This window comes from Solidesulfovibrio magneticus RS-1, from assembly GCF_000010665.1.
GTDB classification, from domain to species: domain Bacteria; phylum Desulfobacterota; class Desulfovibrionia; order Desulfovibrionales; family Desulfovibrionaceae; genus Solidesulfovibrio; species Solidesulfovibrio magneticus.
In genome coordinates this window covers 3,771,899-3,797,182 of record NC_012796.1, presented here as the reverse complement: position 1 = coordinate 3,797,182, position 25,284 = coordinate 3,771,899, and the positions used below count along the sequence as shown (strand labels likewise).

Here is a 25,284-nt window from a genome sequence, read left to right as displayed (position 1 = left end):
GCGGCCATGACTCCCGGGCTGCCGAACATCCTGTCCCTGGCCCTGTTGCTGTCCCTGGTCTATTTGGCCGTGGCCGTGGTGGTGCTCATCGGCCGGCTTACGGACACCTCCGGCAAGGAGATCGCCCGGCGCGTGGAGCAGGTGACCCGGGGCGAGGGCTTGGGGCTGGATACGGCCGACCTCGTCAAGAAGCATGAATTAAGCGGCCTTCGCTGGCTCGACGTGCTGCTGTCGCGCCAGGCCTGGAGCCGACGCATGGACAAGATGCTCGACCAGGCCGACATCAAGGCCCCGCTTGGCATCTTCGTCATGCTTTCCCTTATTTTCGCCGTCACCGGCTACCTGGCCGCCTCGCTGTACCTGAGCAATCCGCTGCTGAGCCTGGCCGTGGCCGGGGTATGCGGTTGGCTGCCGTTTAAGTGGGTGGTCATGCGCAAGGACAAGCGCATGGCCGATTTCGAGCGCCAATTGCCCGAGGCCCTGGAACTCGTGGGCCGGGCCCTGCGGGCCGGCCACACCTTCACCAGCGGCATGGGCATGGTGGTGAGCGAGTTCGCCGATCCCATTCGGGTCGAATTCCAGACCACCCTTGAGGAAATCAATTTCGGCATGGGCGTCACCACGGCCCTGGACAACCTCATGGACCGGGTGGATTGCCCGGACCTCAACTTCTTCGTGGTTTCGGTCAAGATCCAAAACGAATCCGGCGGCAACCTGGCCGAGATCATCGGCAACATTTCGGGGCTTATCCGCGAGCGGTTCAAGCTCAAGGGGCGCATCCAGGTGCTTTCGGCCGAGGGGCGCATGGCCGCCTGGGTGCTGTGCCTGCTGCCCTTTGGCGTGGCCGCCGTCATCCAGTTCGTCAACCCCGGCTACCTGGGGCTGCTTTTCACCGATCCCATGGGCCGGATCATGAGCTACGGCGTGGCCGGACTCATCACCATGGGCATACTGGTCATCCGCAAGATGGTGCGGATCGAAGTCTAGGAGGGGCCGGCCGTGGACAGCCTCGTCATCGCAGTGCTCGTGTCCCTGAGCGTGGGACTTTTCACCTATGCCGTGGCTTCCCTGCGCGAGGAGGGGAGGCGGCGTCGGCGCATGGCCGAGCGCGCCGTGGCCCTGGTCACCGACAGCCGGCTTAAGGACGGCGGCCGGCCGGGCATCTTCGGCTGGATCGAGGGGAGCATCCGGCGCGCGGCGGCCTGGTTCGGCGAACTGGTCAAACCCCGCGAGGCCCAGGAACTCACCAAAGCCAGAAGCTCCCTGGTGCAGGCCGGCTACCGCCAGCCCAGCGCCCTGGAAATCTATTGGGGCATCAAGGCCGGCGCCGCCCTGGTTGGGCTGGTGCTGGGCGCGTTGGCGGCCATGTCCGGCAAGGTGCCGGGCCAGTACAAGCTGTTCGTCGTGGTGGGGCTGACGGCTGCGGGTTTCTATATTCCCGGAATGATACTGGACTCCCGCGTCAAGGCCCGTCAGACAGCCATTCAGAAAAGCCTGCCCGACGCCCTGGACCTGCTGGTGGTCTGCGTGGAGGCCGGCATGGGCCTGGACGCGGCCATCTACCGCGTCTGCCAGGAAATGTCCCTCAAGGACCCGATCTTAAGCGCCGAACTGCGCCTGCTCACCCTGGAACTGCGGGCCGGCAAGGCCCGGCGCGAGGCACTCAAAAACCTCTCGGCCCGTATCGGCCTGGAAGACGTGGGCAGCCTCGTGGCCATGCTTATCCAGACTGACATGTTCGGCACTTCCATCGCTCAGACCTTGCGGGTCTACGCCGACTCCATGCGCACCAAACGTTTCCAGCTGGCCGAGGAGCTGGCCGCCAAACTCCCGGTCAAGCTGCTTATGCCGCTTATTTTCTTCATCTTCCCGACACTGCTCATCGTCATCCTCGGCCCGGCCGGCATCCGTATCTTCCAGATGTTCGGCGGCATGGGCAAGTAACGGCGCACAGGACGTCTGTGCGGGTCGAGCAACGGCGAAAGCCATCGGTGTAATTTGTATCAGGCCGGTTTCCCGTCAGAAGTGAAATCGGAATACGGCGCGGGGGAAAGGGACACGCCATGGCCAACGCCAACGACATCGTGCGCGGCGCAAAAGAGTTGCAGCAGGGACGCCAGGACGTGCTCGACGCCGTGTCCGACCTGGGTTCCGGAGCAAAGGGGCTGTCCTCGGGGCTGTCCGATTTTTTGGCCAGGCCCGAGAACCTTGTGGCCCTGGCCATTTGCGCCGTCGCCCTCGTCGGCATCTACCGGCTGCTGCGCAGCGAGCACATCATCCCGGCCCCGTCGGGTCCGGGCCTGGGGTCGTTGCTGTCCGGCCCCCTGGGACGCAGCCTGCTTTTTCGCGTCCTTGCGGCCCTGGTCCTGGGGGCCTTGGGGCTGGCCTTGTTTACCGGCCGCCTGGCTTTCCTTTTTTGATTCCGCCCGCCAAAGACAACGGGCGCGGCCGGGGAGTTTCCCCGGACCGCGCCCGCGCACAAGACGCCTTCCCCAATATGTGTTATTCCCGGTAGGGTCTGTACTGCTGCAGGATCATGTCGGCCACGGACTGCTTCAGCGCGGCCACCTGGCTGTCGGCGGCGTAGGCCTCGGCGGCGGACAGGGCGTCGGCGCTGCTCTCGAAGCCGGCCGACTTGGCCACTTCGTCGAACTTGGCGTCGTAAGCGTCTGGCGTGTCACGCGAGAGCGCGACGAAGTTGCTGGCGCTGACCAGTTCCAGATACCCCTGGTAGAACTTGACCACGTCGTCCTTGGAGGCGCCGTGCGCCGGCAGGGCGGCGGCCAGGGCCAGGACGGTCAGGATGACGGCGGCGCGAACGGCTTTCATGGCAGGCTCCTTACTGGCCCCAGTCTTCGGACATCTTCTTGGCCGAGGCGGATAGCTTGATATTGTCGAAGAACGGCTTCATGGGGGGCGTTATGGCGTAGTAGGTGTACTCCAGACTCACTTCGAAAGGCGTGCAGGGCGTTTCGCTGCAGGCCGTCGTCGTGGAAGGCGACATGGTCAGCTGCGGCCCTTCGTTGCTGTCGGCTTGCTGGACCAGGGGCACGAGGCCTTCGCTGTCCATGTAGTTCTTGGCCGAGGTCGTGGTTGTTTCCTGGGTGGCGGCATAACGGGCGATCTTGCCCACGGCGCTTTGCAGGGTCGCCTGGATGCGCAGGATGTTGCCGAGTTCCAAGATGCCTAGGAGCAGCGTCAGCAGGATCGGCAGCACCAGGGCCATCTCCACGGTCAGGCTGCCGGTCTGGCCGGGCCGGGCCGGCGCCTGGGGCGTTGTGGTCTTAGGGGTGTTCATGACAGGCCTCTTCAGTGTTCGTTTCCTGTACGCCAGCGGCATCGCGGCCGGTTACGGCGTGCCCGTGGTGGCTTCCTTGCGGGTCATCAGGCGCTGACCCAGCTGCTGGCCGATCTTTTTGAACATTTCCTTGATGCCGGCCTCGTCGGGAGCGTCGAAGTAGTGGTCTTCGGTGCCGGGCTTGGACGAGGCGATCTGCTTCATGAGGTTTTTGTCCGTGGAGTCGGAGTCGCCAAACCGGATGGAGAAGATCTCAATAGGATAGTTGGCGTCGGTCTTGGCCAAGGTTGCCTCGTTGACGACGTAGGTGTTGAGCAGCCCGCCGTCCTTGCAGTCCGGGATCTGGGCCAGGGTCAGGGCGGCCGTGGACAGGGTGGAGTAGGGCGAGGCGCTGGAGTCGGGCTTGAGGCCCTGGCCGAAGTAGGCGTTGGTCCAGTAGGTGTTGATGGTCTTGGAAGCCGAGGCGTAGGAGCCGCCGCAACGGCCGTCCTCGGTGTCGCCGTCGGTAAGCACGATCATGATCTTGCGTACCTTCGTGTCGGTGCTGCCCTCGACGTAGGGCGCGGTCGGCGTGAGCACGTGGCGTCCCCACTTGATGCCTTCGCTGATGATCGTGCCCGAGGTCACCTGGCCGGCGTTTAAGGCCGTGATGTTGGAGAGGATGGCGCTTTTGTCCGAGGACAGGGCCCGGATGGGCGACATGCCGGAGCAGGTCTTGTCCGAGGTCGTGCTGACGCCGCTTAAGGTGTAGCCGTAGAAGATGTTGGTCTTGGTCGTGGTCTTGGAATACTCGGTGCGCAGCTTGCCGTTGTTGAGGGTGCCGTCGGCGTTGCGGCAGCCCGGACCCACGCCGTCGGGGTTGGCCTCGGCCGTCACTGGATCGTTGCCGTCGATGCGCACCTTGCCTTGGAACGGCACCAGCCCGATCTTGGAGCGGGTGGAGGTCGAAGACGAGGACGGCATGATGAGGTTGACCAGATTGGTGGCCGCTTCCTTGACGTTGGCGATGGGCGTGCCCTTCATGGAGCCGGTGGCGTCGAGGACCATGACCAGCTCAATGTCGTTGTAGCCGGCGCAGGCCTCGGCCGTGACCGTCTGGTCGCCGATGCCGATGACCTGGGACAGGGTCATTTCCACCTTGGCTTCGGCCGAAACGCACACGCTGCGGGTGGCGCCGCCGGACTCCACCAGGATGCCGGTGGCGTCGGCGTCGTTGGCCAGCAGGTTTTGCGTGGCCGCGGCCGTCACCGCCCCGGTGGACACGTCCGGGTCGTCGGGCAGTTGCAGGCTGCCGGCCAGGGCGGCGGAGTCCACGGCGTTTTGCAGCCGGCTTTGCTCCACGGAAACCCGCCCGAGGTCCACGGCCACGCCGGCCGCGGCCATGACCGCGACCAGCGACGCCGCCACGAGCAGGCTGGAAGCGCCCCGGACGTCGCTGCGGTCAATTTGCGGCCGGCAAAGCCGTGACGACCTTGGCCGAAAGCGTGAGGTTGTTGAGGCCAGAAAGGCTGAAAGCGTCCGAGCCGCCTTGGCTGCCCGACTGGGCGATGAGTGGCGTGAATGCATGGTCCACCTGCACTGTTGCGTTGTTGTTGGCGTCACGGGGGCTGATGGAGACGGTCGGCGGAGCGCCGTCGATGGTCTGGGACGAATTGCTCCCTTGAAACAGGCTGCTGATGTAGCTCTCAACTCCGGTCGTGTCGCCGTTTTGCCGGTTGAGCATCCGCGCCCCTTCCATGGCCGCGTTTTGCAGTTGCTTGTATTCGAGCAGCGCTCGCGCTCCTTCCACCAGCACGAGGAGCAGGGGGACAAGGACGAGCATCGCCAGGGCCGTCTCCACGGCGGCAACGCCTCGTTGGTCGTTGTGTAGTCTCTTCATGGCCGTGATCCCGGGTTGGTGTCGTTTTCGAGCAGTCGGTTTTTCCTGACAAAATGGAAGAATCATGCCACGGCGGCCAAATATTGGGTGGAAAGTTGAAAGTCATTTGTTGTCAGCTGGTTGAGGTGGATATTGAAACCAGGATGGAGCGCTGTTGGAACCAATGGTTCCAGCAATCGTGGACTGATCTCGCCAAAACCGCTTAACCGCGTCGTCCGCGCGCCGAGACGATTCCAGCCTGGGTGGAACGAGAGCCGGGCTGCCGTGTTTACCCGGGATGGCCGCTCTGTTATGACCGCGCCATGGACAACGGACATTGCAGGCGAATCGGCTGGAGGTCGGTGGCGGGCGTCGTGCTGGTGGCGGGACTGCTGCTTTTCGGGCTGGCCGGATGCGGCTCCGGGGCCAAGGGGCGGACTTCGGGCAAGGAGCCGGTTGTCTCCGGTTCCGGGGCGTCGGCCATCGCCGCCGGAGACGCCGCCTTGGCCCATGGCGACAGGGCCGAGGCCGGCCGGCTCTATCTGGCCGCCCAGAAGTCCGGGGCCGACGCGGCCACGGTGCTGACCCGCCTGGGGGATCTGGCCCTGGGCGCCGGAGACTATGGCGAAGCGGCCCAGGCCTACAAAAAGGCCTTCGCCGCCAACCCCAAGTATGCCCCGGCCTTGCAAGGGCTGGGCTTTGCCTATTATCTCGGCGGCAACAAGGCCCAGGCCGGACCGTATCTGCAAAAGGCCCTGGCCCTGGACCCCGCCCTGTCCCGGGCGGCCGCCCTGCTGGGGGCCATCGAAAACCGCGAAGGCCGGCCCGACGCCGCCCTGGCCGTGTCCGACGCCTCCCTGGGCGCCGCCTTCGACCCGGACGTGGAGAACAATCGCGGCATATCGCTGATGCTGCTTGGGCGCGGCGAAGAAGCGGCCGCAGCCTTCCGCAAGGCTTCGTCCGCCAAGAAATCCCCCAAGTTCGCCAATAATCTGGGGCTGGCCCTGTGCAAGCTTGGGCGCTACGACGAGGCCTACGCGGCCTTTGTGTCGGTGGGCACGGAATCGGCGGCCCTCAACAATCTGGGCGTGTGCTACATGGAGGCCGGTGATCGGACTAAGGCCCATGAATATTTCGAGAAGGCCATTGCCGCCAATCCCCGGTTCTATCCTCCGGCCCACGACAATTTGAGCCGGCTGTCGGCCGTGGAAGAGGTGACCCTGCCGACGGTCGCGGCGGCCTCGCCGGTCGCCGGTCCGGCTTCGGCTCCTGCCGCGGCGCCTGCTCCCGCGCCGGCTCCTGTCGCGACGCCGGCTCCGGCCGTGCCGGCGGCCACTCCCCCGGCGGCGGCCGCCAAGAGCGCGGCCAAAACTCCGGCCAAGCCCGCCGCGCCTGTCCCGGCTGTATCTCCCGCCACGCCGGTCGTGCCGCTGCCGGTGGCTTCCGAGGCTGCGGCCCCGGGGGGCGCGCCAGCCGTTGCCCCGGGCCCGACCACGCCCGCGCCGATTCCGGCAGCGCCTGCCCCGGCCGCCACGGCCCAGCCCGCCGCGCCTGCCCCGGCCACCGCCGCCAGCCCGGCCAAATCCGCCGCCGCGCCCCTGGTCCAGGAACCCAAACCCTTCAACCCGGTCCAGGCCGCCCCGGCCGCCGCCGCGCCGCCGGCCGCGCTCAAGCCCAAGCCGACCCCCAAACCGGCTCCTACGCCGGCGGCCGCCGAACAGAGCGACCGTTCGGAAATGCCCTGATCCGCACGCCCTCGACGGGAAGGAGTTACCATGGGAGCCGGGGAGACGCGCCAGGAATTGATGCGGGTGCTTATCGCCGACGATGAGCCGCGCATTCTCGATCTTTTCACCGAAATCCTGGCTCCCACCGACGATATCCTCGGCGGCCTCGACAGCCTCGGCGGCGACGCCTCGATTGGCGACCAAACTTTCGAGCTGACGCTTTGCCGCCAGGGCGAGGAGGCGGTGGAAGCCTTCCGCGTGGCTGCTCGGGAGAACCGGCCCTACGCCGTGGCCTTCATCGACGTGCGGATGCCGCCCGGACGCGGCGGCCTGGCCGCCGCCGAAGAGATCCGCGCCATTGATCCGGGCGTGCAGATCGTGGTGGTCACGGCCTTCACCGACGTCGATCCCCTGACCATCGCCCGGCGCGTGCCGCCCATCGACAAGCTCCTCTACATCCAAAAGCCCTTCCATCCCCAGGAAATCCTGCAATTCGCCACTTCGCTGTGCGCCAAATGGCGGGCCGAGCGGGATTTCAAGGCCCTCAAGGGCCGCCTGGAAACCCTGGTCTACGAGCGCACCGCCGCCCTGGCCGCCGCCAATCGCAAGCTGACCCGGGAGATCGACGAACGCGAACGCGTCACCCAGCTCATCGAATCGGCCAAGCGGGAATGGGAAGGCATCTTTGATTCGGTCCAGGATCTGGTGGTGGTCATCGACCGCGACCACTCCGTGCGCCGCCTCAACCTGGCCATGGCCCACCGCCTGGGCCTGGCCCCCCGGGAGGTGGTGGGCCGGCCCTGCACCTTTGTCTTCGATGACGAAACCCGGCCCGGGGAAATCAGCGCCGCCGTCCTGGCCATGACCGACGGCCGCTACCACTCCAAGGAACTGAGCGTGCCGCGCCTTCGCGGCGAATTCCTCATCACCGCCTCGCCGCTCACTCACGCCGACGACGCGCCCCTGGCCACGGTCTTCGTGGCCCACGACGTCACCGAACGCAAAAATCTCGAACGCCGCCTGCTCCAGAGCCAGAAGATGGAAGCCATCGGCACCCTGGCCGGCGGCATCGCCCACGATTTCAACAACATCCTCGGCATCATCATGGGTTTTGCCGAGATGATCGAAGGCGAGGCCGCGCCGGACACGCCCTTGTCGCGCCGGGTGGGGCATATCCTGTCCGCTAGCCGCCGCGCCCGGGATCTTGTGCTGCAAATCCTGTCCTTTAGCCGGCAAACCGACGAACAGGCCAACCGCCTGCACGTCGGGCCCCTGGTCAAGGAAACCCTCAAGCTCATCCGGGCCACCGTGCCCATCGCCGTGGAGATCCGCGAGGTCATCCGGCCCGGCCGCGACGCCGTCCTGGCCGAACCGTCCCAGATCCAGCAGATCATTATGAACCTGTGCGGCAACGCCGCCCACGCCATGCGCGAAACCGGCGGCTTGCTGGAAGTCGGGCTGGAGGAACTGCCCGCCGCCGCCTGTCCCCTGCCGGCGGAGTCCGGGCCGAGTCAGTGCCTGCACCTGTGGGTGCGCGACACCGGGCCGGGCATTGCGGCCGACATCATCGAACGGGTGTTCGATCCCTTCTTCACCACCAAAAAGCCTGGCGAGGGCACCGGCATGGGCCTGTCCGTGGCCCATGGCGTGGTGCGCAAGTACAAGGGCGAGATCAAGGTCAAAAACGTGGCCGGCGGCGGGGCGCTTTTCGACGTCTATCTGCCCCTGGCCCCGGACGCGTCCGGCGGCGGCGACGCGCCGGCCGCCGCCCTGGCCGATCCGGCCCGAGGCCGCGCCCGAGTGCTTTTGGTCGATGACGAGCAGGCCCTGGCCGAGATCGGCCGCGAACTCCTGGAATCCCTGGGCTACACGGCCACGGCTTTGACCGACTCCCGGCAAGCCCTGACGCTCTTGCGCGAGCGGCCGGGCGAGTTCGACCTGCTTATCACCGACCAGAACATGCCCGGCCTGGCCGGGGCGGAACTGGCCAAGGCCGCCCTGGCCGCACGTCCTGACCTGCCGGTACTCATGCTCACCGGCTTTAGCGAAACCATGAGTCCGGAAGCGGCCCGGGCCATCGGCATCCGCGAACTGCTCCTCAAACCCGTGCTGCGCCGTGATCTGGCTGCCGCCATCGAGGCGGCCTTGGCGGAGAAGAAATAGGATGCCTCCGGCGGCCGGGAGGGGGTAACCCCCTCCCGGACCCTCCCGCAATGGGGGCAAGGGAGAACAGGTATGGAACGACGGGCCATCGGTTATGTGGCGGCCGTGGAAGGGGCGCAGGCCACGGTGGTGCTTGCCCCCGAAGCCTATGGCGACGTGGCCGTGGGGGCCATGGTCGTGATCCCTTCGCCGCGCTCCATGGTCTTCGGGCTGGTGCAATCCCTGTCCACCCCGGCTCCGGGAGAGGCGGCCTCGGCCCATGACCGCCATCTGGCCCAACTGGCGCTTCTCGGCGAAAGCCCCGGGCAGGAGACCGAGGCGTTTGCCTTCCAACGCGGCGTATCCCACAGCCCTCGCCTGGGCGCCACGGTGCGTCTGGCCGAGAGCGCCGATCTGGTCCGCATCTACGCCAAGCCGACCAAGTCGAGCGTGGCCGTGGGCGCGCTGCACCAGGACCCGGACGTGCCGGCCTATGTGGTGGTGGACGATTTTCTCGGCAAGCATTTCGCCGTCCTGGGCACCACCGGCTCGGGCAAGTCCTGCACCGTGGCCGTGCTGCTGCGCTCGGTGCTGACCGCCCACCGCGACGGCCACATCGTGCTCCTGGACCCCCACGACGAATACGCCGCCGCCTTTGGCGACATGGCCGAGCTGGTCACCCCGGACACCCTGTCGCTGCCCTATTGGCTGCTGGACTTCGAGGAGCTGACCCAGGTCTTTTGCAGCGCCGGCCAGCCCTACCGGGAGGTCGAGGCCAACATCCTCAAGGACTGCGTAATGACGGCCAAGGCCGAATATCTGCGCGGCGGGGCAGGGGGCGGCACAGGAAATAGCGCGGACGAGGCCGGGCTGACCATCGACACGCCTGTTCCCTACCGCCTGGCCCGGGTGGCCGAACTGCTCAAGGTCGGCATGGGCAAGCTCGACAAACCCGAAAGCTCCATTCCCTATCTGCGCCTGACCACCCGCATCGACGCCCTGCGCCGCGACCGGCGGTTTGCCTTCATGTTCGGCCAGCTGACCATCGAGGACGTCATGGGCGAGCTGCTGTCGCGCTATCTGCGCCTGCCGGGCGGCGGCCGGCCCATGACCATCTTCAACCTGGCCGGCGTGCCGGCCGAAATCGTGGACGTGGTCGTCTCGGTGCTGTGCCGGCTCATCTTCGACTTCGCCCTGTGGACCCGGCGCGGCCAGGGCGTGCCGGTGCTGCTGGTGTGCGAGGAGGCGCATCGCTACGTGCCCCGCGACGGCGCGGACGCCTTTGCCCCCACCCGCCGGGCGCTGTCGCGCATCGCCAAGGAGGGCCGCAAGTACGGCGTGTCCCTGGGGCTGGTCACCCAGCGGCCGTCGGAGATTTCCGAAACCGTGCTGTCCCAGGTCAATACGCTTTTCGCCCTGCGCATGAGCAACGAACAGGACCAGCTCTTTGTGCGCCGGGCCATGCCGGAAAACGCCGCCGGCCTGCTGGCGGCCCTGCCGGCCCTGCGCACCCAGGAAGCCGTGGCCGTGGGCGAGGGCGTGCCTGTGCCCATGCGCATCCGGCTGCGCGATCTGGCGGCCGAGGAACGGCCGCAAAGCGACACGGCCCGTTTTTCCGAGGTCTGGAGCGCGCCGTGTAACGACAAGGGGTTTATCGCCGACACCCTGGACCGGTGGCGGCGGCAGGTTCGCTGATCGCCTTCCTTGTAAAACCCCGGCTTCCGGGGTAGGGAGCAGAGGATGCGTCCAGCGAGACCTTTTTTCTTTGGGGCTGCTCTGGCCCTGGCGCTTGGAGCCCTTTGGGGCGGCATGGCCTTGGCCGCCGCCGCGCCTCGGATCGTCACCGCGCCCATGGCCGCGTCTACCGAGATCCACGGCATCGGCCTGCCCGATCCCGTGGCCGCCGGCCGGCGCGACGCCGCCTTGCGTCAGGCCGGGCACAAATTTTCCGACAAGAAAACCGTTGGCTGCAAATACCCGGAAGTCATCGCCGACGCCAAGCTGCTCGGTTGGGTCAACAGCTACAGCAAAAAGCACGGCCTGGACCCCCGGCTGGTCTATGCGCTCATCGAGCAGGAGTCGCGGTTCAACGCGTGCGCCGTTTCGCCCAAGGGGGCGCAGGGGCTCATGCAGATCATGCCCGACACCCAGAAGCTGCTCGGGCTTACCGAACCATTTAATCCCGAGCGCAACATCGCCGCCGGAACGCAATATCTTCGTGCCATGCTCGACAAGTTTCAGACCGAAGTCATGGCCTTGGCCGCCTACAACGCCGGCCCCGGCGCGGTGGCCAAGCACGGCGGCGTGCCGCCTTACGACGAAACCAAGGACTATGTCCTGAAGGTCGTGGACCGCTATTTCATGCTGCGCCTGCGTTACCCCGACGAGGGGATCGGCGTGATTCACCAGAAACTGGTCGCCGGCGACGCCGGGCCGGCCAAGACGGAGAAGCCATGAGCGACGCCCCCTGGCCCGCCGAGGGCAGCCCGGCCCCGGACTTTTCCCTGCCCGACGCCGAAGGCCGCGTCCATTCCCTGGCCGACTATACCGGCCGGTGGCTGGTGCTCTATTTTTATCCCAAGGACTCCACCAGCGGCTGCACCACCGAGGCCGTGGAATTTTCCGGGCTTTTGCCGCGGTTTCTGGCCCTTGGCGCGGACGTGGTCGGCGTGAGCCGCGACAAGCCGGCCAGCCACCGCAAGTTCATCGACAAGCACGAGCTGACCGTGACCTTGCTTTCCGACCCGGAGACGACGACGCTGGCCGCCTACGGGGCCTGGCGTGAGAAGAAAGTCTGCGGCAAGGCCTGCATCGGCACGGTGCGCTCCACCTTCCTTATTGACCCCAAGGGCGTGGTCCGCAAATCCTGGGGCCAGGTGGCCAAGGCCGCCGGCCATGCCGAAACGGTGCTGGCCGCCCTGGCCGAACTGGCCGGGAGCTAGGCCCTTTCCATGACGCTTCACGTCGACCGCCTGCGCTCGGGGGGGCTTATCGCCACCTACCAGTGCCAAAGCGCCTGCCCGCACTGCCTGTATCGCGGCGGACCGGGCCGGTCGCCGGATTACGTGAGCCAGGAGATGGCGGCGGCCTGCTTCGCCAAGGCGCTGTCCCTGGGCTGCGCGTCCATGCATGTGGGCGGCGGCGAACCCCTGGCCGATCCCCTGGGGCTGGCCGGGGTGCTGGCGGCGGCGGCCGAGACCGGAATGCATCTGGAATATGTGGAAACCAGCGCCTCGTGGTACGACGACGCCGATGAAGCCGTGGAGCTGTTAACCGAGTTGCGCGCCATGGGCCTGTCTTCGCTTTTGGTGTCGCTAAGCCCCATGCACAACGGTTTTGTGCCGTTGCGAAAGACCCTGGGCGTCCTTGAGGCGGCCCGGACGGCCGGGGTGGCTGTGTTTCCCTGGCAGGAGCATTTTCTGGCCGACGTGCAGGCCTTCGACCCCGAGGCGACCCATCCGTTTGCCGCCTATCTCGAGCGCTTCGGGCCGAACTATCCGGCCGAGATCCTGCGTCGCACCTGGATTCATCTGGGCGGCCGGGCATTTGATCTCTTCGCGCCGGTCCTTGGGCGCAAACCCGTGGAGGCCATCCTGGCCGAGGCCTCGGCCGACTGCCGGCGGGAGCTGGCCGACGCCAGCCATTTCCACATGGACCTTTACGGCGACTACGTGCCCGGGCTGTGTTCGGGCTTGGCCTGCCGGGTGGACGATCTGGGCGCGCCCCTGGACCCCGAGCGCTATCCCATCCTCACCACCCTGGCCGAGTCCGGCATCAGCGGCTTTTACGAATACGCCGCCGCCCTGGAGGAGTATCAGCCTCTCCCCGGCGGCTACGTCAACAAGTGCGAGCTGTGCCAGGACATCCGCCGCCATCTGACCCAGCGCGGCTGGTTCGAGTCCACCGAACTCGCCCCTGTCGAATTTTACGCCGCTTTGTAGCATCCCCCTTTCTTCCATTCGGGGGGTCTGGGGGCCTCAGGCCCCCAGCCGCCGGAGGCCTCTTTTCGTCTTTTCTCTTATTTCTCTCCCTCATTTCCAGCACAACAATTCAACCATGTTGCCTTCGGGGTCGCGCATGTACCGAAATTCCAGGCGTCCCACGCCCGGCACGTCGCGGCTGGCCAGTTCGCCCACGGCCGAGCCGCCGGCGGCCAGCACTTCCTCGGCCATGGCCGCCACGTCGTCTACGAGAAAGGCAATGTGGGCAAAGCCGGGGGTGTTGGCGGCGACGTCGGGGCGGTCGGTGACGGCGTCGTAGGCAAATATCTCCAGGGTGGGGCCGGTATCGCCGTGTCCGGGCAGGCGAAGGTGGACGCCGGTGATGTGGGAGTCCTTGACGCCGGTCGCGGCATCGAGCCAGTCGCCGGAGAGGTCGCGTTCGGGGGGCACGGGTTTGCAGTCGAAAAGGCGCACGTAGAAGGCGGCCAGGGCGCGCCAGTCGCGGGCGATGCAATTGGTGTGGACGTAACGAATGGCCATCAGTCGCTCCTTGGGTCTTGGCCGGCCGGTCGCAGGCGCGGGACAAGGGCTGGGGGCAGCGGGTCGCCGGGCGCGGCGGATTGGCAAAACGCCAGGGCCACGGCGACCTCGCCCAGAAGCCCGGCGATGTCGAGGTCCGCTCCGGCCGGGGAGTAGGGTGTCAGGAGTTGCGTAGCCCGGAGAAGCAGCTTGCGGCAACCCCGCAAGTTGCCGTTTTTTTGGTGGTGCAGGCCGGCGGCGACCTGAATGAGGCCTTTGAGGAGATCGCGCTCGGGGGAGACGTCGGGCAGCCAGAGGGCTTCGAGGATTTCGTGGCACGCGAAATAGCGGCCGTTGTTGAAAGCGGCGACGCCGGCGGCCAGGATGGCTTTTTCCTCGGGAGTTCTTGACATCAGGGGCGTGCCTCCGTCACGTGGGCCGGCCCGCAACCACTCCGGCGCTTGTTGCACCCCCCCTACCCATTTGGGGGGTCCGGGGGCCTCAGGCCCCCGGCCGCCGGAGGCATCTTATCCTCAAAAGGAGCAACCATGCAGGTCGATGTCGCCATCCTGGGGGCCGGAGCGTCGGGGCTGTGCTGCGCCATCGGCTGCGGCCGGCGCGGACGCTCCGTGGTCCTTATCGATCACGGCAACAAGATCGCCCGCAAAGTGCTGGCGGCCGGCGGCGGCCGGGCCAATTGCACCAACATCGACATCCGGCCCTCGGACTATGTTTGCGGCAATCCGCATTTCGTCAAGTCCGCCCTGGCCCGGCTCTCGCCCTGGGAATTCCTCGACTGGATTCACGGCGGCGGCGTGGCTACCCGGGAAGAGGACAACGGCAAGCATTTCTGCGTTGATGGCGCGATCCGGCTGGTGCGGTTCCTCGAAGCCGAAGCCAGGCAGGTCGGGGCGCGTTTCATGACCGGCGCGACCATCCGCGAAGCCCGCAAAGACGGCGACGTGTTCGTGGTCGAAACCAGCGCCGGCCCGGTGCGTGCCGCCTCGCTGGTGCTGGCCCTTGGCGGCAAATCCTGGCCGGGCATCGGGGCCACGGACTTTGGCTACGTCCTGGCCCGGCGCTTTGGCCTTGCCGTCACGCCGCTTTTGCCGGGCCTCACACCGCTTCTAGCCGGCCCGGATCTGGCCGCGCTGTGCCGCGACCTGTCCGGCGTGTCCCTGCCCGTGGCCATACGCGGCGCGGGCGAGGCGGCCGGGAGCCTGCTTTTCACCCACAAGGGCGTGTCGGGCCCGGCTGTCCTTGACGCCTCCATGTTCTGGCGCGAAGGCGCGCTTGCCATCAATTTCCTGCCCGGCTGCGACGTCGAGGCCGCCCTGGCCGAAAACCCGCGCCTGGAAGTGAAAAACGCCCTCGCCCGGCTGCTGCCCAAGCGTCTGGCCTTGGCCCTGGCCGACATACTTTCGCTCACCGGCCCCGTGGCCGGGCTTTCGCCCAAGGCCCGCCGCGCCCTGGCCGACAAGCTCGCCGCCTTCCCCTTCACCCCGGCCCGGGCCGAAGGCTACGCCAAGGCCGAAGTCACCATCGGCGGCGTCGATACCGCCGCCATCTCCTCCAAAACCCTCGAAGCCGCGTCCGTGCCCGGCCTGTACGTCATCGGCGAACTCCTTGATGTCACCGGCCGCCTGGGCGGCTACAACCTCCACTGGGCCTATGCCTCGGGCTTCGCCGCCGGGGAGAAGGCGTAGGGGGAGGTGAGGGGAGTGGAGAGGGGGTAGGGAGAGGGGATGGAGTGGGAGTGAGGAGGGGGATGCCTCCGGCGGCCGGGGGGCTAAGCCCCCCGGACCCCTTGTATGGGGGGCGGGCGGTCGGGTGGTGCGGCGTCGGCGGGCGACAGGCCCGAGAGAATATGGGGGCTGGAATTTTCGGGTATCCCCAGGCGGAAGCCGCCCGGGGATACCCGAAAATTCCAGCCCCCAACTCGCCAGCGAAACGGGCGGATTTTGGCGCGATCAAAGCCTCGCGCCAAAATCCGCCCGTTTCGCATGTCTGGAGTGGGAACAGAACATGTGGGGGTCCAGGGGCCCTCGGCCCCTGGCGGGCGCGGGCAGAGCCCGCTCTTCGGTCTTTATTTGCTTTGTCCCACCTCAAACCCGATGTCGGCCAGACCCGCTTTGTCGTTGTCCAGGGACGCGCCGGCGGTGGTCAGGTAGTCGCCGACCATGAGGCCGTCCGCGCCGCAGCGAAGGGGCGCGAGGTTGTCCCGGGTCGGCCCGAAGACCGTGGGCCGGCCGCCGCAGATGCGGATGTGCCGGTCGGGCAGCAGGCAGCGCAGCAGGATGACGATGCGCCGGGCTTCGTCGCGGGAGAGCACGGGTTGCGCCTCCAGGGGCGTGCCGGGGATGGGCGAGAGGAAATTGACGGGGATGGAAAACGCGCCGGCTTCGAGCAGGGTCAGCGCCAGATCGGCCCGGTCTTCCCAGGTTTCGCCCAGGCCGAAAAGCCCGCCGGAACAGATGGGGAGGCCCAGGCGGCGGCAGTCGGCCAGCACGGCCAGATTGTCGTCGAAGGTGCGGGTGGTGCAGATGTTCGGGTAGTGGCGGCGCGAGGTTTCGAGGTTGTGGTGGTAGGCGGCAAGGCCAGCGGCCTGCAAGCGCTCCAGGGCGTCGGCAGGCAGCACGCCGAAGGAGGCGTCGGCGGCCATGCCGGTGGCGGCGATGGCGGCGACGGCCTGGGCGGCGGCCTCGATTTCGGCTTCGGGCAGGGCCTTGCCCGAGGCGACGATGCCGAAGCGGGTAACGCCCGCGGCCTGCATGGTGGCGGCGGCGGCGGCGATGTCGGCCGGCGGCAGGAAAGGATGGACGGCGCTTTGGGAGGCGTGGTGCCCGGACTGGGCGCAAAAGGCGCAGTTCTCGCCGCAGCGCCCGGATTTGGCGCTTATTATGGCGCACAGCGAGGCCCGGTTGCCGACGCGGGCGCGGCGCACACTGTTGGCGGCCCGGGCCAGGGCGTCCAGGGCGGCTCCCTGAGCAGCGGGCAGTTCGATAAGCAGGCGCTCCCGCAGGGCGTCGGCGAGAAATCCCCCGGCAAGCAAAGGGGCGGCGATGTCATCGGCAAAGGCGGAAAATTGGGGCATAGTCTACCTCGGGAGACGGAAATAGCGCCGAGCGACGGTTTGGGCAAGGGGCGGGGAGAGGGGAACTTTTGGGGCGGCCGGCCTTGCTTTTTTTTGGTAATTCCAACAGAAACTTGTTTCAGGCTCCGGAATTGGCCCATGGCCGGCGCACGCATGGGGCGTCGTCAGTCCGGAAGTGGAAAGGAGGCTTTCGATGCATCGAAAATCGTTGTTGCGTTTGCTTGGCGGCCTGGTCTTGACCCTGCTTTTGGCCGTGCCGGCCCTGGCGGTGGAGTATGAGGTGCCGGTGGTGACCGGCGAGCATTGGATGAAGTCCACGCCCCAGGAGCGCAAGGCGTTTCTGGTGGGCGCGGCCACCATCATCGAGCTTGAGCAGGAAGTGCAAGGCGACACTCCGCCGAAAAAAACCACCATCGACGTCTGGTGCAAGGGCTTGGCTCCCTACTCCTTCGACCAGATGGTCACGGCCATCGATCAGTGGTACGCCGCCAATCCGGACAAGGTTACCCGGCCGGTGGTGGAAGTGATGTGGTATGAGCTGGCCAAGGGCAAGGCCGGAAAATCCTAACCCGCAGGGGGCATGAAATGAAGCGTGTCTATGCCGCGTGCGCGGTGTTGGCCCTTGTCGGCAGCCTTGGCTGCACCAATATGACGAAAACCCAGCAGGGAGCGCTTTCCGGCGCGGCCCTCGGAGCCGGCGCGGGCGCGGCCATAAGCGCCATTGCCGGCGGCAATGCCGGCATCGGCGCGGGCATCGGCGGCGCGCTCGGCGGCATTGCCGGCGGGCTTATCGGCCACCAGCAGGAACAGCGCGGCTATTAGGCCGCGTTGCGGCCTTCCGTGGTTAATGACCGGCGGTCCCCTGGACCGCCGGTTTTGTTTTGCGCAGCCTTTGCGCAGTTGTTGCGCACATGTCTAAGCAAGTGTGCAATTATTTTCCCATTGGCTGTTCCGAAAAACAATCCGCCAGCTGGCGACAGAAAATATTCCCTAAAAATCAGTGGTATGCTAATGTGGTTGGAACCCGTCTTTTTGGCACGTTCCCTGCTGTTCGTCACGAAACCAGGATGCGCCGTCGTTCGCGGACGGCCTGTCCGCCCGGCCCAGCGTCACCCGGCCGGGAAGGAGGAGGAACATGCGACTGTGCAAGCGACCACTGTGTTGTTGGGGGGGATTGGCCCTGGCGGCCGTTTTTCTGCTGGCCGCCGGACCGGGGCTTTTGGGCGCGGCCCAAAATGACAAAAGCGCCGACGCCGCGCCGGGTCGACAACTGGCCCGCAGCGCGGTGAGCGCCCCGGGGGCGCGCTGGACCACGGCGGACCATTCCAAGTACGAGGCGCTGCAAAAGGATTTCGCCAAGCCCGAGGAGGTCACGGCAGCCTGCCTGTCCTGCCACCAGATGGCCGGCGACCAGATCCAGCACACCGCGCACTGGACCTGGATCTGCCCGGACTGCGGCGACGGCAAGTCCATGGGCAAGTACGGCAAGACCATCAACAACTTCTGCATCGCCGTGCCGTCCAACGAGCCGCGCTGCACCTCCTGCCACATCGGCTACGGCTGGAAGGACAAGAAATTCGATTTTTCCGACAAAAACCGCATCGACTGTCTGGTGTGCCATGACACCACCCACACCTACGAGAAGTTCCCGACCAAGGCCGGCTATCCCGTGACCGAGCCGACGTTGTTCCCCGAGGACGGCAAGACCTACCTGCCGCCCGACTACAAGAAGATCACGGCCAAGGTCGGCCGGCCCGACCGGCTCAATTGCGGCGCTTGCCACTTCTACGGCGGCGGCGGCGACGGCGTGAAGCACGGCGACCTCGACAGCTCCATGGGAATGCCCAAGAAGTCCCTGGACGTGCACATGGACGCCGAGGGCCTCAACTTCACCTGCCAGCGCTGCCACACCACCAAGGAACACCAGATCGCCGGGCGGCTCTACACCTCGCCGGCCGCGCCCGAGCGCATCAGCCTCACCGAGGCCGATCTGGCCTCCAAGATCGCCTGCGAATCCTGCCACGGCCAAAAGCCCCACAAGAACGACGCCAAGGCCAACGACCACGTGGACAAGGTGGCCTGCCAGTCCTGCCACATCCCGGAGTTCGCCCGGGTGTTGCCGACCAAGATGTCCTGGGACTGGTCCACGGCCGGCCAGATGAACGCCGAGGGCAAGCCGTTCAAGAAGCCCGGCCCCTACGGCAAGCCGTCCTACGACACCAAGAAGGGCGACTTCGTTTGGGAAAAGAACGTGGAGCCGGTCTATTACTGGTTCAACGGGGCCATGAGCCACATGCTGGTCACGGACAAGGTCGATCCGTCCAAGATGCTCAGCCTCAACCAGCCGGCCGGTTCGGCCACCGACGGCAAGTCGCGCATCATGCCCTTTAAGCGCCACACCGGGAAGCAGCCCTTTGATCCGGTCAACGCCACCCTGGTCATTCCGCATCTGTTTGGCCCCAAGGATTCCGACGCCTACTGGGCCAACTACGATTGGAAGCGGGCCATCGCCTCGGGCATGAAGTACGTGGATTTGCCGTTCTCGGGCGACGTCGGCTTTGTCGAGACGGAATACTTCTTCCCCATCACCCACATGGTCGCGCCCAAGGAGCGGGTGGTGGCCTGCGGCGAATGCCATAACGCCGAAGGACGCCTCAAGGGCCTGCCGGGCGTGTACGTGCCGGGCCGCGACGTTCATGCCGGCGTCACCATGGTCGGCTGGGGCGCGGTGGCGGCGGCTGTCCTGGCCGTGGTCGCCCATGGCGTGGGCCGCATGGTTTCAAGCTCCAGGAGGAAGGGACAATGAGCGCGCAAGGCAACGGTAAGTTCTATCTCTACACCCGCTACGAGCGGTTCTGGCACTGGCTGCAAGCGGCGCTCATCATCGCCCTGGCCGCCACCGGCTTCGAGGTCCACGGCAGCTTCACGCTGCTTGGCTACAAGCGGGCCGTGACCGTCCACTCGGCCCTGGGCATTACCTGGCTTGTCGCCTTTGCCTTCTTCGTCTTCTGGGTGGCCACCACGGGCGAGTGGAAGCAGTACGTGCCGACCACCAAGAAGATGTTCGAGGTCATGCGCTACTACGGCTACGGCATCTTCCAGGGCCAGCCCCATCCCTGCCCCAAGACGCCCGACGCCAAGCACAATCCACTTCAGCGCCTGACCTATCTGGCGCTGGCCGCGGCCTTGCTGCCGTTTATGATGCTCACGGGCCTGCTCTACTGGCTCTATAACGACTGGGCCGCCCTGGGCCTGGGGGGATTGAGCCTGTCGGCCGTGGCCGTGGCCCATCTGCTGGGGGCGTTCGCCATTTTGGCCTTCCTGGTGGTGCATGTGTACATGACGACCACCGGGCACACGCCTCTGGCCCATGTGAAGGCCATGTGCACGGGCTGGGAAGACGCCGAGGACGGCAAGCCCGAGGATTGGGAGAAGCGGACGGCCTAGCGCCGCGGCCCTTCAAAAATACGACAGTATTTTTGGAGAAAATACCGGTGTCCGTGTGTTGCCGGTGAAACGCGCCGCGCGCATTTCGAAGCCGTGACGCGAGAATTGTTCCTCCATGTCTGCCGCGCCGCCGCCCGGAAAAGGGGACTCCGGGCGGCGGCGCTTTTGCGCGCGGTCTGGACATCGGCCGGGGCAGGAGCCAAAACAGGGCCGGCTTGCTTGTCCCACCCGATCCGTTCCATGAAGGAGGCCCGCCCATGACCAAGCTCTTCCTCGTCAAAGCCCTTTACAACCGCTGGGCCAATGCCCGGCTGGCCGCCGACATGGCCAAGCTTTCGCCCGAGCAGCTGACGGCGACTTGCGCCGTCAATTTCGGCTCCATTCTGGCCATCGCCAACCATTTGCTTTTGGGCGACCGGCTGTGGCTCCATCGTTTTACCGGCCAGGGCGAGCCGGTGGCCTCCGTCGATGCCGTGCCCTATGCGACGCTTCCTGCGCTGACCGCCGCGCGCCACGTGGAAGAGGACCGGGCCATCGCCTTTACCCAGAAGCTTGATCCCCAGCGCCTGGGATCGGTGCTGGCCTACCGCACCACCGACGGCACGCCCATGGCCTTGCCGCTGGCGCTGTGCATCGACCACTTCTTCAACCACCAGACCCACCACCGGGGCCAGATCCACGGCCTGCTCGGCAGCCACGGCATAAAAGCGGCCGACATCGACCTGCTGGGCTTCGAGCGCGAGACCAGCGCCTACGCCAATTTGCTCTAGCGCCTTCCCCGTTACCCAGGCGGGGTGTGCAAAGGGGCGCAGCCCCTTTGCCCGCCGGAGCGGGCGGTGGTCCCCGTCAAACGCTTTCAAAGATCATTGTGACTTACCGGCCGACAAAGCGCTAATCCTCTCCGAAACCCCTTTAACCCTTTCTCCAGTTGGGGGGTCTGGGGGCCTCAGGCCCCCAGCCGCCGGAGGCCTCTTCCGTTTTCTCCCCCCTGACGCGCAATCGACGCGTTGCCGCCGCCTGGCCCACGTTTGGGCGGGGTATTGGGACGGCCATGTGGGCATTGTTTTTCCAGGGCGCGACCATTGGCGCGATCATCGCCATGCCGTTTGGGCCGGTGGGCATGTTGTGTTTGGGGCGGGCCATGTCGCGGGGGGTGCGGGCCGGGCTGGCTTCGGGGGCGGGGGCGGCGGCGGCGGACGCCCTGTATGGGGCGGTGGCCGCCTATGGGCTGACGGCGGTGTCGGATTTTCTGTCCGCCCATGCCGTGTGGTGCCAGGGGGTGGGCGGACTATTTCTGGTCGCCATGGGGTGGCGGCTTTTGCGCTCGGCTCCGGCGGCGCGCCCCGAGGACCGGGCCGGGGGCGGCCATGTCCGGGCGTTTGTCTCGATGTTTGCGCTCACCCTGGCCAATCCCATGACCTTGGCCGGCTTTGCCGCCATTTTCGCCGGTTTCGGGCTGGGCCGGGCCGAGGCCGGGGCCGGCGACGCGGCGGCGGTGACGGCCGGGGTGTTTTGCGGCTCCATGGCCTGGTGGGTGGTCATAGCCCTTGGCGGCAAGATGCTGCGCCGCCGGCTGCTGGATCGTCTGGGGGCCATCCGCAAGGTGTTTGGCGGGCTGGTGACGGCTTTTGGACTGTGGGCGCTGTGGTACGCGGCCACGCATCCGGTCGGCGGCGCTCCGGGCGCGCTGCCCTGAGAGTGGGCGGGCGACACTAGGGGCGCAGGGCCAGCCAGGTCTCCAGGGTGCTCACCAGGCGCGACTTGGGGATGGGCTTGACCTGGAAATCGTCGCAACCGGCCTGGAGGCTGCGCAGGCGGTGTTCCTCGAAGGCGTGGGCGGTCAGGGCCACCACCGGGGTGCGCGGCCGGCCGAGTTCCTTTTCCTGGCGGCGCAGGGCCTCGGTGGTCTGGTAGCCGTCCATGCCGGGCATTTCGATGTCCATGAGGATGACGTCGAAGGGCGTGTCGGCCAGGGCGGCCAGGGCGGCCTGGCCGCTGGGCGCCCAGGTGAGGCGGAAGGGCGTGTCTTCGAGCATGAGCCGCATGACTTCGGCGTTGGTGGGGCTGTCCTCGACGAGGAGCACCGAGCCGCCGCCGGAGCGGTTCACCGGGATGGCGGTCTGGAGGCCGGCGGGGCGCGGCAGGGGCGCGGGACGCAGGGGCAGGCTGAGGGTGAAGGTGGAGCCCTGGCCGGGAGCGCTTTCCACCGCTATGCGTCCGCCCATGAGCTCCGCGAGTTTTTTGCAGATGGCCAGCCCCAGGCCCACGCCGCCGAACTGGCGGTTGGCCGAGGCGTTTATTTGGGTGAAACGGTCGAAAATGACGGCCTGCTTGTCGGCGGGGATGCCGATGCCGGTGTCGCGCACGGCCAGGCGCAGGCGCGGGCCGTCCGTGAGGGAAGGGGTGCTGGCGACTTCCAGGACGACGTGGCCCTGCTGGGTGAACTTGATGGCGTTGCCCAGGAGGTTGACGAGGATTTGCCGGATGCGGTCCGGGCAGCAGAACAGTCGCGGCGGCAGATCGCCTCGGATTTCCAGGCGTAGCTCCAGGCCCTTGCGGTCGGCGTCGGGGCGCATCATGTCGGCGAGCTGGGTGGTCAGCTCGACGATGTCGCAGGATTTTTCCTCGATGACCATGCCGCCGGCCTCGATCTGGGACAGGTCGAGGATGTCGTTGAGCAGGCCGAGCAGGCCGGCTCCGGCCAGTTCGATGGACTTGACGGCATGGGTCTGGTCGCTGGTCAGCGAGGTGCCGGCAAGTACGTCGACCATGCCGAGAATGGTGTTCATGGGCGTGCGGATTTCGTGGCTCATGGTGGAGAGGAATTCGCTTTTGGCCCTGTTGGCGGACTCGGCGGCCTCCTTGGAGCGGCGCAGGGCCTGTTCCATGGCCTTGCGTTCGGTGATGTCCACGAGCACGGACAGGATGCAGGGCTCGCCGTAGGCGTGGTTGGCCACGGCGGAATACAGCACGGTGACGGTGGAGCCGTTTTTATGGCGCAGGTCGAGTTCCTTGCCGAAGATGGAGCCGGCCCGGGCCATTTCGGCCAGCAGCGCCTCGCGTTCCTCGGTGCGCCGCCACAGGCCGACTTCGTGGGCAGTGCGGCCGATGACTTCGGATTTGACGTGGCCGAACATGCGGGCCCCGGTCTCGTTGACGTCCACGATGCGGCCGTCACGCCGGGTGGTGATGGCAATGCCCACGGGGGTGAAGCGGAAGATTTTGGCGAGCTGGTCCTGGCTTTCACGCAGGGCTTCCTCGTCGCGCTTGCGGCGAGTGACGTCGGTGTGGGTGCCGGCCATGCGGATGACCACGCCGCGTTCGTCCTTGAGGCTGGCTCCCCGGCCGAGAATCCAGCGGTAGGCGCCATCTTTGTGGCGCATCCGGTATTCCACGGCGAAGTTGTCCACTTCGCCGTCGGCGCAGCGTTTGTTGGCGCGGATGACGTTTTCGGCGTCGTCGGGATGGATGCGCTTGGTCCATTCGTCGAGGAGGCTTTGCACCTCATCGGGGGTGTAGCCGAGAATTTCGAGATACCGTGGAGAATAGTAGACGATGTTGGTGCGCAGGTCCCAGTCCCAGATGCCGTCGTTGGCTCCCCTGGCGACCAGAGTGTAGCGGGCCTCGCTGGCGCGCAGGGCTTCCTCGATGCGCTTGCGCTCGGTGATGTCGTTACCGATGCACAGGATTTCGCTCACCCCTCCCGTGGCGGCGCGAAGGCCCCGCAACGACCAGGCGATCCAGGCGAGTTCGCCGTTTTTGCGTCTGTGCTGGCGGGTCAGGGCGGCGGCGCTTTCCGGGGCTTGGGCGATGGCGGTCAGGGCCTGCGGCCAGGAGGCGGCGTCGGCGCTGTCCTCGGTCCCCGGGACGTCGGGCAGGTCAATGAGGAGTCCGATGTCCCGACCGATCATTTCCTCCAGGGTAAAACCGAAGAACTCCAGGCCGAAGGCGTTGCAGAAGACCACCCGGCCCTGGTGGTCCAGGCGCAGGATGACGCTGGCGGCGCTTTGGACGAGTTCGCGGTGGCGTTCCTCGCTTTGGCCCACGGCCACCAGAAGCTGGTCGAGGCGCGAGGACTGGCGGCGCACGGTGCGGCGCAGCACGGCGTTGACGGCCGCGAGCACGGCCACGGCCGCCGCCACCACGGCCAGGGCCCACAGGGCGTAACGCATGGTGGCGGAAGGAAAAAGCGCCGACCCCCGCCATTTGCGGTCGATTTCCTCGTACTGTTCCGGGGTGATGCGGGCAAAGCCGTCTTCCACGAGCTGGAGCAGGGCTTCGTCGCCCTTGCGCACGGCCCGGTGGAACTCGCCCTGGTAGAGGGTAAAGGCCAAGCGGAAGTCGTTTTCCAGGCCATACTTGTAGAGGTAGTAAAGGGCTGGAGGCTTGTCGACGCAAAAGACCTTGACCCGGGCGTCGCGGGCGGCCTGGACCACGCCTTCGTAGCCGTCGAAGGCGGCCAGGGGCAGGATGCCCCGGCTGGACAGGTAGTCCACGCTGGCGTCGCCGCGTTTGACGCCCACGGTAAATCCCCGCAACGTGTCGAGGTCCTTGATGCCGCTTAAATCCTTATGAACGAAGATCGGTACTTCGAGGGTGACGTAGGGTTTGGAAAAACTGTAGATTTTGTCCCGTTCGGGATTGCGGAACAGCGTGTCGATGACGTCGGCCCGGCCTTGGAGCATTTCATTCTGGGCGGTGTTCCAGTCCAGGGGACGCAAGGTGACGGGCACGCCCGTCACTTTTTCCCAAAGCTTCCAGTAGTCAATGAGGATGCCCGTGGTTTCGCCCTCGGGCGTGGTGATGGTGTAGGGCGGATAATCCTGATCCAGGACTACGGTGATGGCTTTGGCCGGAGGTTGGGTGTCGGACTGGGCAGCCTGGGATTTCCGGCCGGCAGGCGACAGCAGCAGGGCGCACAGCAACACGAGAAGCGCTGGCAGGCCGAGGCGGGGCTTGGCTGTGTCGCGCCCGGAGGGCTGAGAAGTTGTCACGAGCGAACCGCCAGGAGCTGTTTGCCTGCTGTTGGGGCGGACCAATGGTCCAAAGCGGCTCGCCGGGGCGAGAACATCCGTGCGGTTTCGTCTTGCATTGCTGATGGTGTCGTTTTCGACAACTCCACATCCAGCATAGAACAAACCGTGCGAGGCAGCAATGGGGGCAAGGGTTGTCCTGGCAAGATTTCCTGGGGGCAGGCTGCGACTGGACCGCTTGGGACGGTGGGTTCGACGTTTTCTGGATTGGCAGTTGCCCGTCGT

Annotated in this window: 24 protein-coding genes; 16 read left to right on the top strand and 8 right to left on the bottom strand. The window is 66.5% G+C overall.

Annotation, left to right across the window (positions count from 1 at the left end):
- The first annotated feature begins 6 nt into the window (after window positions 1-6).
- The 3 genes from DMR_RS15935 (at window position 7) to DMR_RS15925 (ending at window position 2,420) form a co-directional block, all read left to right on the top strand.
- Window positions 7-987, top strand: coding sequence for a type II secretion system F family protein (locus DMR_RS15935; RefSeq protein WP_015862021.1), 981 nt, complete (start codon window positions 7-9; stop codon window positions 985-987).
- A gap of 12 nt (window positions 988-999) precedes the next feature.
- Window positions 1,000-1,944 (top strand): type II secretion system F family protein, encoded by a 945-nt coding sequence (locus tag DMR_RS15930; RefSeq protein WP_043600895.1) that lies wholly within the window; start codon window positions 1,000-1,002, stop codon window positions 1,942-1,944.
- 119 nt (window positions 1,945-2,063) lie between these two features.
- The gene (locus tag DMR_RS15925) at window positions 2,064-2,420 is read left to right on the top strand and encodes a hypothetical protein (protein ID WP_015862019.1); all 357 of its coding nucleotides are present in this window, start codon (window positions 2,064-2,066) and stop codon (window positions 2,418-2,420) included.
- Window positions 2,421-2,502: 82 nt separating this feature from the next.
- Here the strand turns inward: DMR_RS15925 and DMR_RS15920 are convergent, their stop codons facing one another.
- From DMR_RS15920 to DMR_RS15905, 4 genes are read right to left on the bottom strand one after another with little or no spacing between them, the layout of a single operon-like run.
- On the bottom strand, window positions 2,503-2,829 hold the full coding sequence (locus DMR_RS15920) for a hypothetical protein (protein ID WP_015862018.1): 327 nt from the start codon (window positions 2,827-2,829) through the stop codon (window positions 2,503-2,505).
- 10 nt (window positions 2,830-2,839) lie between these two features.
- Window positions 2,840-3,298 carry a TadE/TadG family type IV pilus assembly protein gene (locus DMR_RS15915; RefSeq protein ID WP_043600892.1) on the bottom strand — a complete coding sequence of 153 codons (459 nt, stop codon included), beginning with the start codon at window positions 3,296-3,298 and terminating at the stop codon, window positions 2,840-2,842.
- Between the two features lie 51 nt (window positions 3,299-3,349).
- On the bottom strand, window positions 3,350-4,744 hold the full coding sequence (locus DMR_RS15910; RefSeq protein WP_268741134.1) for a VWA domain-containing protein: 1,395 nt from the start codon (window positions 4,742-4,744) through the stop codon (window positions 3,350-3,352).
- Entirely contained in the window at window positions 4,740-5,177 is a 438-nt protein-coding gene (locus DMR_RS15905; protein ID WP_043600889.1) for a TadE/TadG family type IV pilus assembly protein, read from the bottom strand. Before DMR_RS15905 ends, DMR_RS15910 begins: the two co-directional genes overlap by 5 nt.
- Before the next feature lie 341 nt (window positions 5,178-5,518).
- Between DMR_RS15905 and DMR_RS15900 the strand changes: the two genes are divergently transcribed.
- From DMR_RS15900 to DMR_RS15875, 6 genes are all read left to right on the top strand, one after another.
- Entirely contained in the window at window positions 5,519-6,901 is a 1,383-nt protein-coding gene (locus tag DMR_RS15900; protein WP_070098052.1) for a tetratricopeptide repeat protein, read from the top strand.
- Window positions 6,902-6,931: 30 nt separating this feature from the next.
- Window positions 6,932-9,046 (top strand): ATP-binding response regulator, encoded by a 2,115-nt coding sequence (locus DMR_RS15895; RefSeq protein ID WP_015862013.1) that lies wholly within the window; start codon window positions 6,932-6,934, stop codon window positions 9,044-9,046.
- Window positions 9,047-9,118: 72 nt separating this feature from the next.
- Window positions 9,119-10,720 carry an ATP-binding protein gene (locus tag DMR_RS15890; RefSeq protein WP_015862012.1) on the top strand — a complete coding sequence of 534 codons (1,602 nt, stop codon included), beginning with the start codon at window positions 9,119-9,121 and terminating at the stop codon, window positions 10,718-10,720.
- A 45-nt stretch (window positions 10,721-10,765) separates the two neighbouring features.
- Entirely contained in the window at window positions 10,766-11,482 is a 717-nt protein-coding gene (locus DMR_RS15885; protein ID WP_015862011.1) for a lytic transglycosylase domain-containing protein, read from the top strand.
- Window positions 11,479-11,967, top strand: a complete 489-nt coding sequence (locus DMR_RS15880) for a peroxiredoxin (protein WP_015862010.1) — start codon at window positions 11,479-11,481, stop codon at window positions 11,965-11,967. The genes DMR_RS15885 and DMR_RS15880 overlap by 4 nt, the downstream gene beginning before the upstream one ends.
- Window positions 11,968-11,976: 9 nt before the next feature.
- Window positions 11,977-12,966: a hypothetical protein gene (locus DMR_RS15875; RefSeq protein WP_015862009.1), complete on the top strand. Its 990-nt coding sequence runs from the start codon at window positions 11,977-11,979 to the stop codon at window positions 12,964-12,966.
- A 90-nt stretch (window positions 12,967-13,056) separates the two neighbouring features.
- Here the strand turns inward: DMR_RS15875 and DMR_RS15870 are convergent, their stop codons facing one another.
- Both DMR_RS15870 and DMR_RS15865 read right to left on the bottom strand, forming a co-directional pair.
- Window positions 13,057-13,506, bottom strand: a complete 450-nt coding sequence (locus tag DMR_RS15870; protein ID WP_015862008.1) for a VOC family protein — start codon at window positions 13,504-13,506, stop codon at window positions 13,057-13,059.
- The gene (locus DMR_RS15865) at window positions 13,506-13,898 is read right to left on the bottom strand and encodes a DUF309 domain-containing protein (RefSeq protein WP_043600886.1); all 393 of its coding nucleotides are present in this window, start codon (window positions 13,896-13,898) and stop codon (window positions 13,506-13,508) included. The genes DMR_RS15870 and DMR_RS15865 overlap by 1 nt, the downstream gene beginning before the upstream one ends.
- Window positions 13,899-14,033: 135 nt before the next feature.
- On the opposite strand from DMR_RS15865, the gene DMR_RS15860 reads away from it, so the two are divergent.
- On the top strand, window positions 14,034-15,191 hold the full coding sequence (locus DMR_RS15860) for an NAD(P)/FAD-dependent oxidoreductase (RefSeq protein WP_015862006.1): 1,158 nt from the start codon (window positions 14,034-14,036) through the stop codon (window positions 15,189-15,191).
- Between the two features lie 380 nt (window positions 15,192-15,571).
- On the opposite strand, the gene bioB is transcribed toward DMR_RS15860, so the two are convergent.
- Window positions 15,572-16,579 carry a biotin synthase BioB gene (bioB, locus tag DMR_RS15855; protein WP_015862005.1) on the bottom strand — a complete coding sequence of 336 codons (1,008 nt, stop codon included), beginning with the start codon at window positions 16,577-16,579 and terminating at the stop codon, window positions 15,572-15,574.
- A gap of 193 nt (window positions 16,580-16,772) precedes the next feature.
- On the opposite strand from bioB, the gene DMR_RS15850 reads away from it, so the two are divergent.
- The 6 genes from DMR_RS15850 to DMR_RS15825 all read left to right on the top strand — a co-directional run bounded on the left by DMR_RS15850 (window position 16,773) and on the right by DMR_RS15825 (window position 21,722).
- Complete coding sequence (locus DMR_RS15850) at window positions 16,773-17,147, top strand: hypothetical protein (RefSeq protein WP_015862004.1); 375 nt, start codon at window positions 16,773-16,775, stop codon at window positions 17,145-17,147.
- 17 nt (window positions 17,148-17,164) lie between these two features.
- A complete protein-coding gene (locus DMR_RS15845) occupies window positions 17,165-17,401 on the top strand; it encodes a glycine zipper domain-containing protein (RefSeq protein WP_015862003.1) in 237 nt (78 codons plus the stop codon).
- 313 nt (window positions 17,402-17,714) lie between these two features.
- A complete protein-coding gene (locus tag DMR_RS15840; RefSeq protein ID WP_015862002.1) occupies window positions 17,715-19,385 on the top strand; it encodes a tetrathionate reductase family octaheme c-type cytochrome in 1,671 nt (556 codons plus the stop codon).
- Complete coding sequence (locus tag DMR_RS15835) at window positions 19,382-20,026, top strand: cytochrome b/b6 domain-containing protein (RefSeq protein ID WP_015862001.1); 645 nt, start codon at window positions 19,382-19,384, stop codon at window positions 20,024-20,026. Before DMR_RS15840 ends, DMR_RS15835 begins: the two co-directional genes overlap by 4 nt.
- A gap of 257 nt (window positions 20,027-20,283) precedes the next feature.
- Complete coding sequence (locus DMR_RS15830) at window positions 20,284-20,796, top strand: DinB family protein (RefSeq protein ID WP_015862000.1); 513 nt, start codon at window positions 20,284-20,286, stop codon at window positions 20,794-20,796.
- A gap of 281 nt (window positions 20,797-21,077) precedes the next feature.
- Window positions 21,078-21,722, top strand: coding sequence for a LysE family translocator (locus tag DMR_RS15825; protein WP_015861999.1), 645 nt, complete (start codon window positions 21,078-21,080; stop codon window positions 21,720-21,722).
- A gap of 16 nt (window positions 21,723-21,738) precedes the next feature.
- Here DMR_RS15825 and DMR_RS15820 read toward each other — a convergent pair whose 3' ends face one another.
- Window positions 21,739-25,020, bottom strand: coding sequence for a PAS domain S-box protein (locus tag DMR_RS15820; protein WP_015861998.1), 3,282 nt, complete (start codon window positions 25,018-25,020; stop codon window positions 21,739-21,741).
- Between the last annotated feature and the right edge of the window lie 264 nt (window positions 25,021-25,284).

Coding starts and splice junctions, on each gene's coding strand:
- DMR_RS15935 (WP_015862021.1), top strand. CDS start 7: ATGACTCCCGGGCTGCCGAACATCCTGTCCCTGGCCCTGTTGCTGTCC.
- DMR_RS15925 (WP_015862019.1), top strand. CDS start 2,064: ATGGCCAACGCCAACGACATCGTGCGCGGCGCAAAAGAGTTGCAGCAG.
- DMR_RS15920 (WP_015862018.1), bottom strand. CDS start 2,829: ATGAAAGCCGTTCGCGCCGCCGTCATCCTGACCGTCCTGGCCCTGGCC.
- DMR_RS15915 (WP_043600892.1), bottom strand. CDS start 3,298: ATGAACACCCCTAAGACCACAACGCCCCAGGCGCCGGCCCGGCCCGGC.
- DMR_RS15905 (WP_043600889.1), bottom strand. CDS start 5,177: ATGAAGAGACTACACAACGACCAACGAGGCGTTGCCGCCGTGGAGACG.
- DMR_RS15895 (WP_015862013.1), top strand. CDS start 6,932: ATGGGAGCCGGGGAGACGCGCCAGGAATTGATGCGGGTGCTTATCGCC.
- DMR_RS15890 (WP_015862012.1), top strand. CDS start 9,119: ATGGAACGACGGGCCATCGGTTATGTGGCGGCCGTGGAAGGGGCGCAG.
- DMR_RS15885 (WP_015862011.1), top strand. CDS start 10,766: ATGCGTCCAGCGAGACCTTTTTTCTTTGGGGCTGCTCTGGCCCTGGCG.
- DMR_RS15880 (WP_015862010.1), top strand. CDS start 11,479: ATGAGCGACGCCCCCTGGCCCGCCGAGGGCAGCCCGGCCCCGGACTTT.
- DMR_RS15875 (WP_015862009.1), top strand. CDS start 11,977: ATGACGCTTCACGTCGACCGCCTGCGCTCGGGGGGGCTTATCGCCACC.
- DMR_RS15870 (WP_015862008.1), bottom strand. CDS start 13,506: ATGGCCATTCGTTACGTCCACACCAATTGCATCGCCCGCGACTGGCGC.
- DMR_RS15865 (WP_043600886.1), bottom strand. CDS start 13,898: ATGTCAAGAACTCCCGAGGAAAAAGCCATCCTGGCCGCCGGCGTCGCC.
- DMR_RS15860 (WP_015862006.1), top strand. CDS start 14,034: ATGCAGGTCGATGTCGCCATCCTGGGGGCCGGAGCGTCGGGGCTGTGC.
- bioB (WP_015862005.1), bottom strand. CDS start 16,579: ATGCCCCAATTTTCCGCCTTTGCCGATGACATCGCCGCCCCTTTGCTT.
- DMR_RS15850 (WP_015862004.1), top strand. CDS start 16,773: ATGCATCGAAAATCGTTGTTGCGTTTGCTTGGCGGCCTGGTCTTGACC.
- DMR_RS15845 (WP_015862003.1), top strand. CDS start 17,165: ATGAAGCGTGTCTATGCCGCGTGCGCGGTGTTGGCCCTTGTCGGCAGC.
- DMR_RS15840 (WP_015862002.1), top strand. CDS start 17,715: ATGCGACTGTGCAAGCGACCACTGTGTTGTTGGGGGGGATTGGCCCTG.
- DMR_RS15835 (WP_015862001.1), top strand. CDS start 19,382: ATGAGCGCGCAAGGCAACGGTAAGTTCTATCTCTACACCCGCTACGAG.
- DMR_RS15830 (WP_015862000.1), top strand. CDS start 20,284: ATGACCAAGCTCTTCCTCGTCAAAGCCCTTTACAACCGCTGGGCCAAT.
- DMR_RS15825 (WP_015861999.1), top strand. CDS start 21,078: ATGTGGGCATTGTTTTTCCAGGGCGCGACCATTGGCGCGATCATCGCC.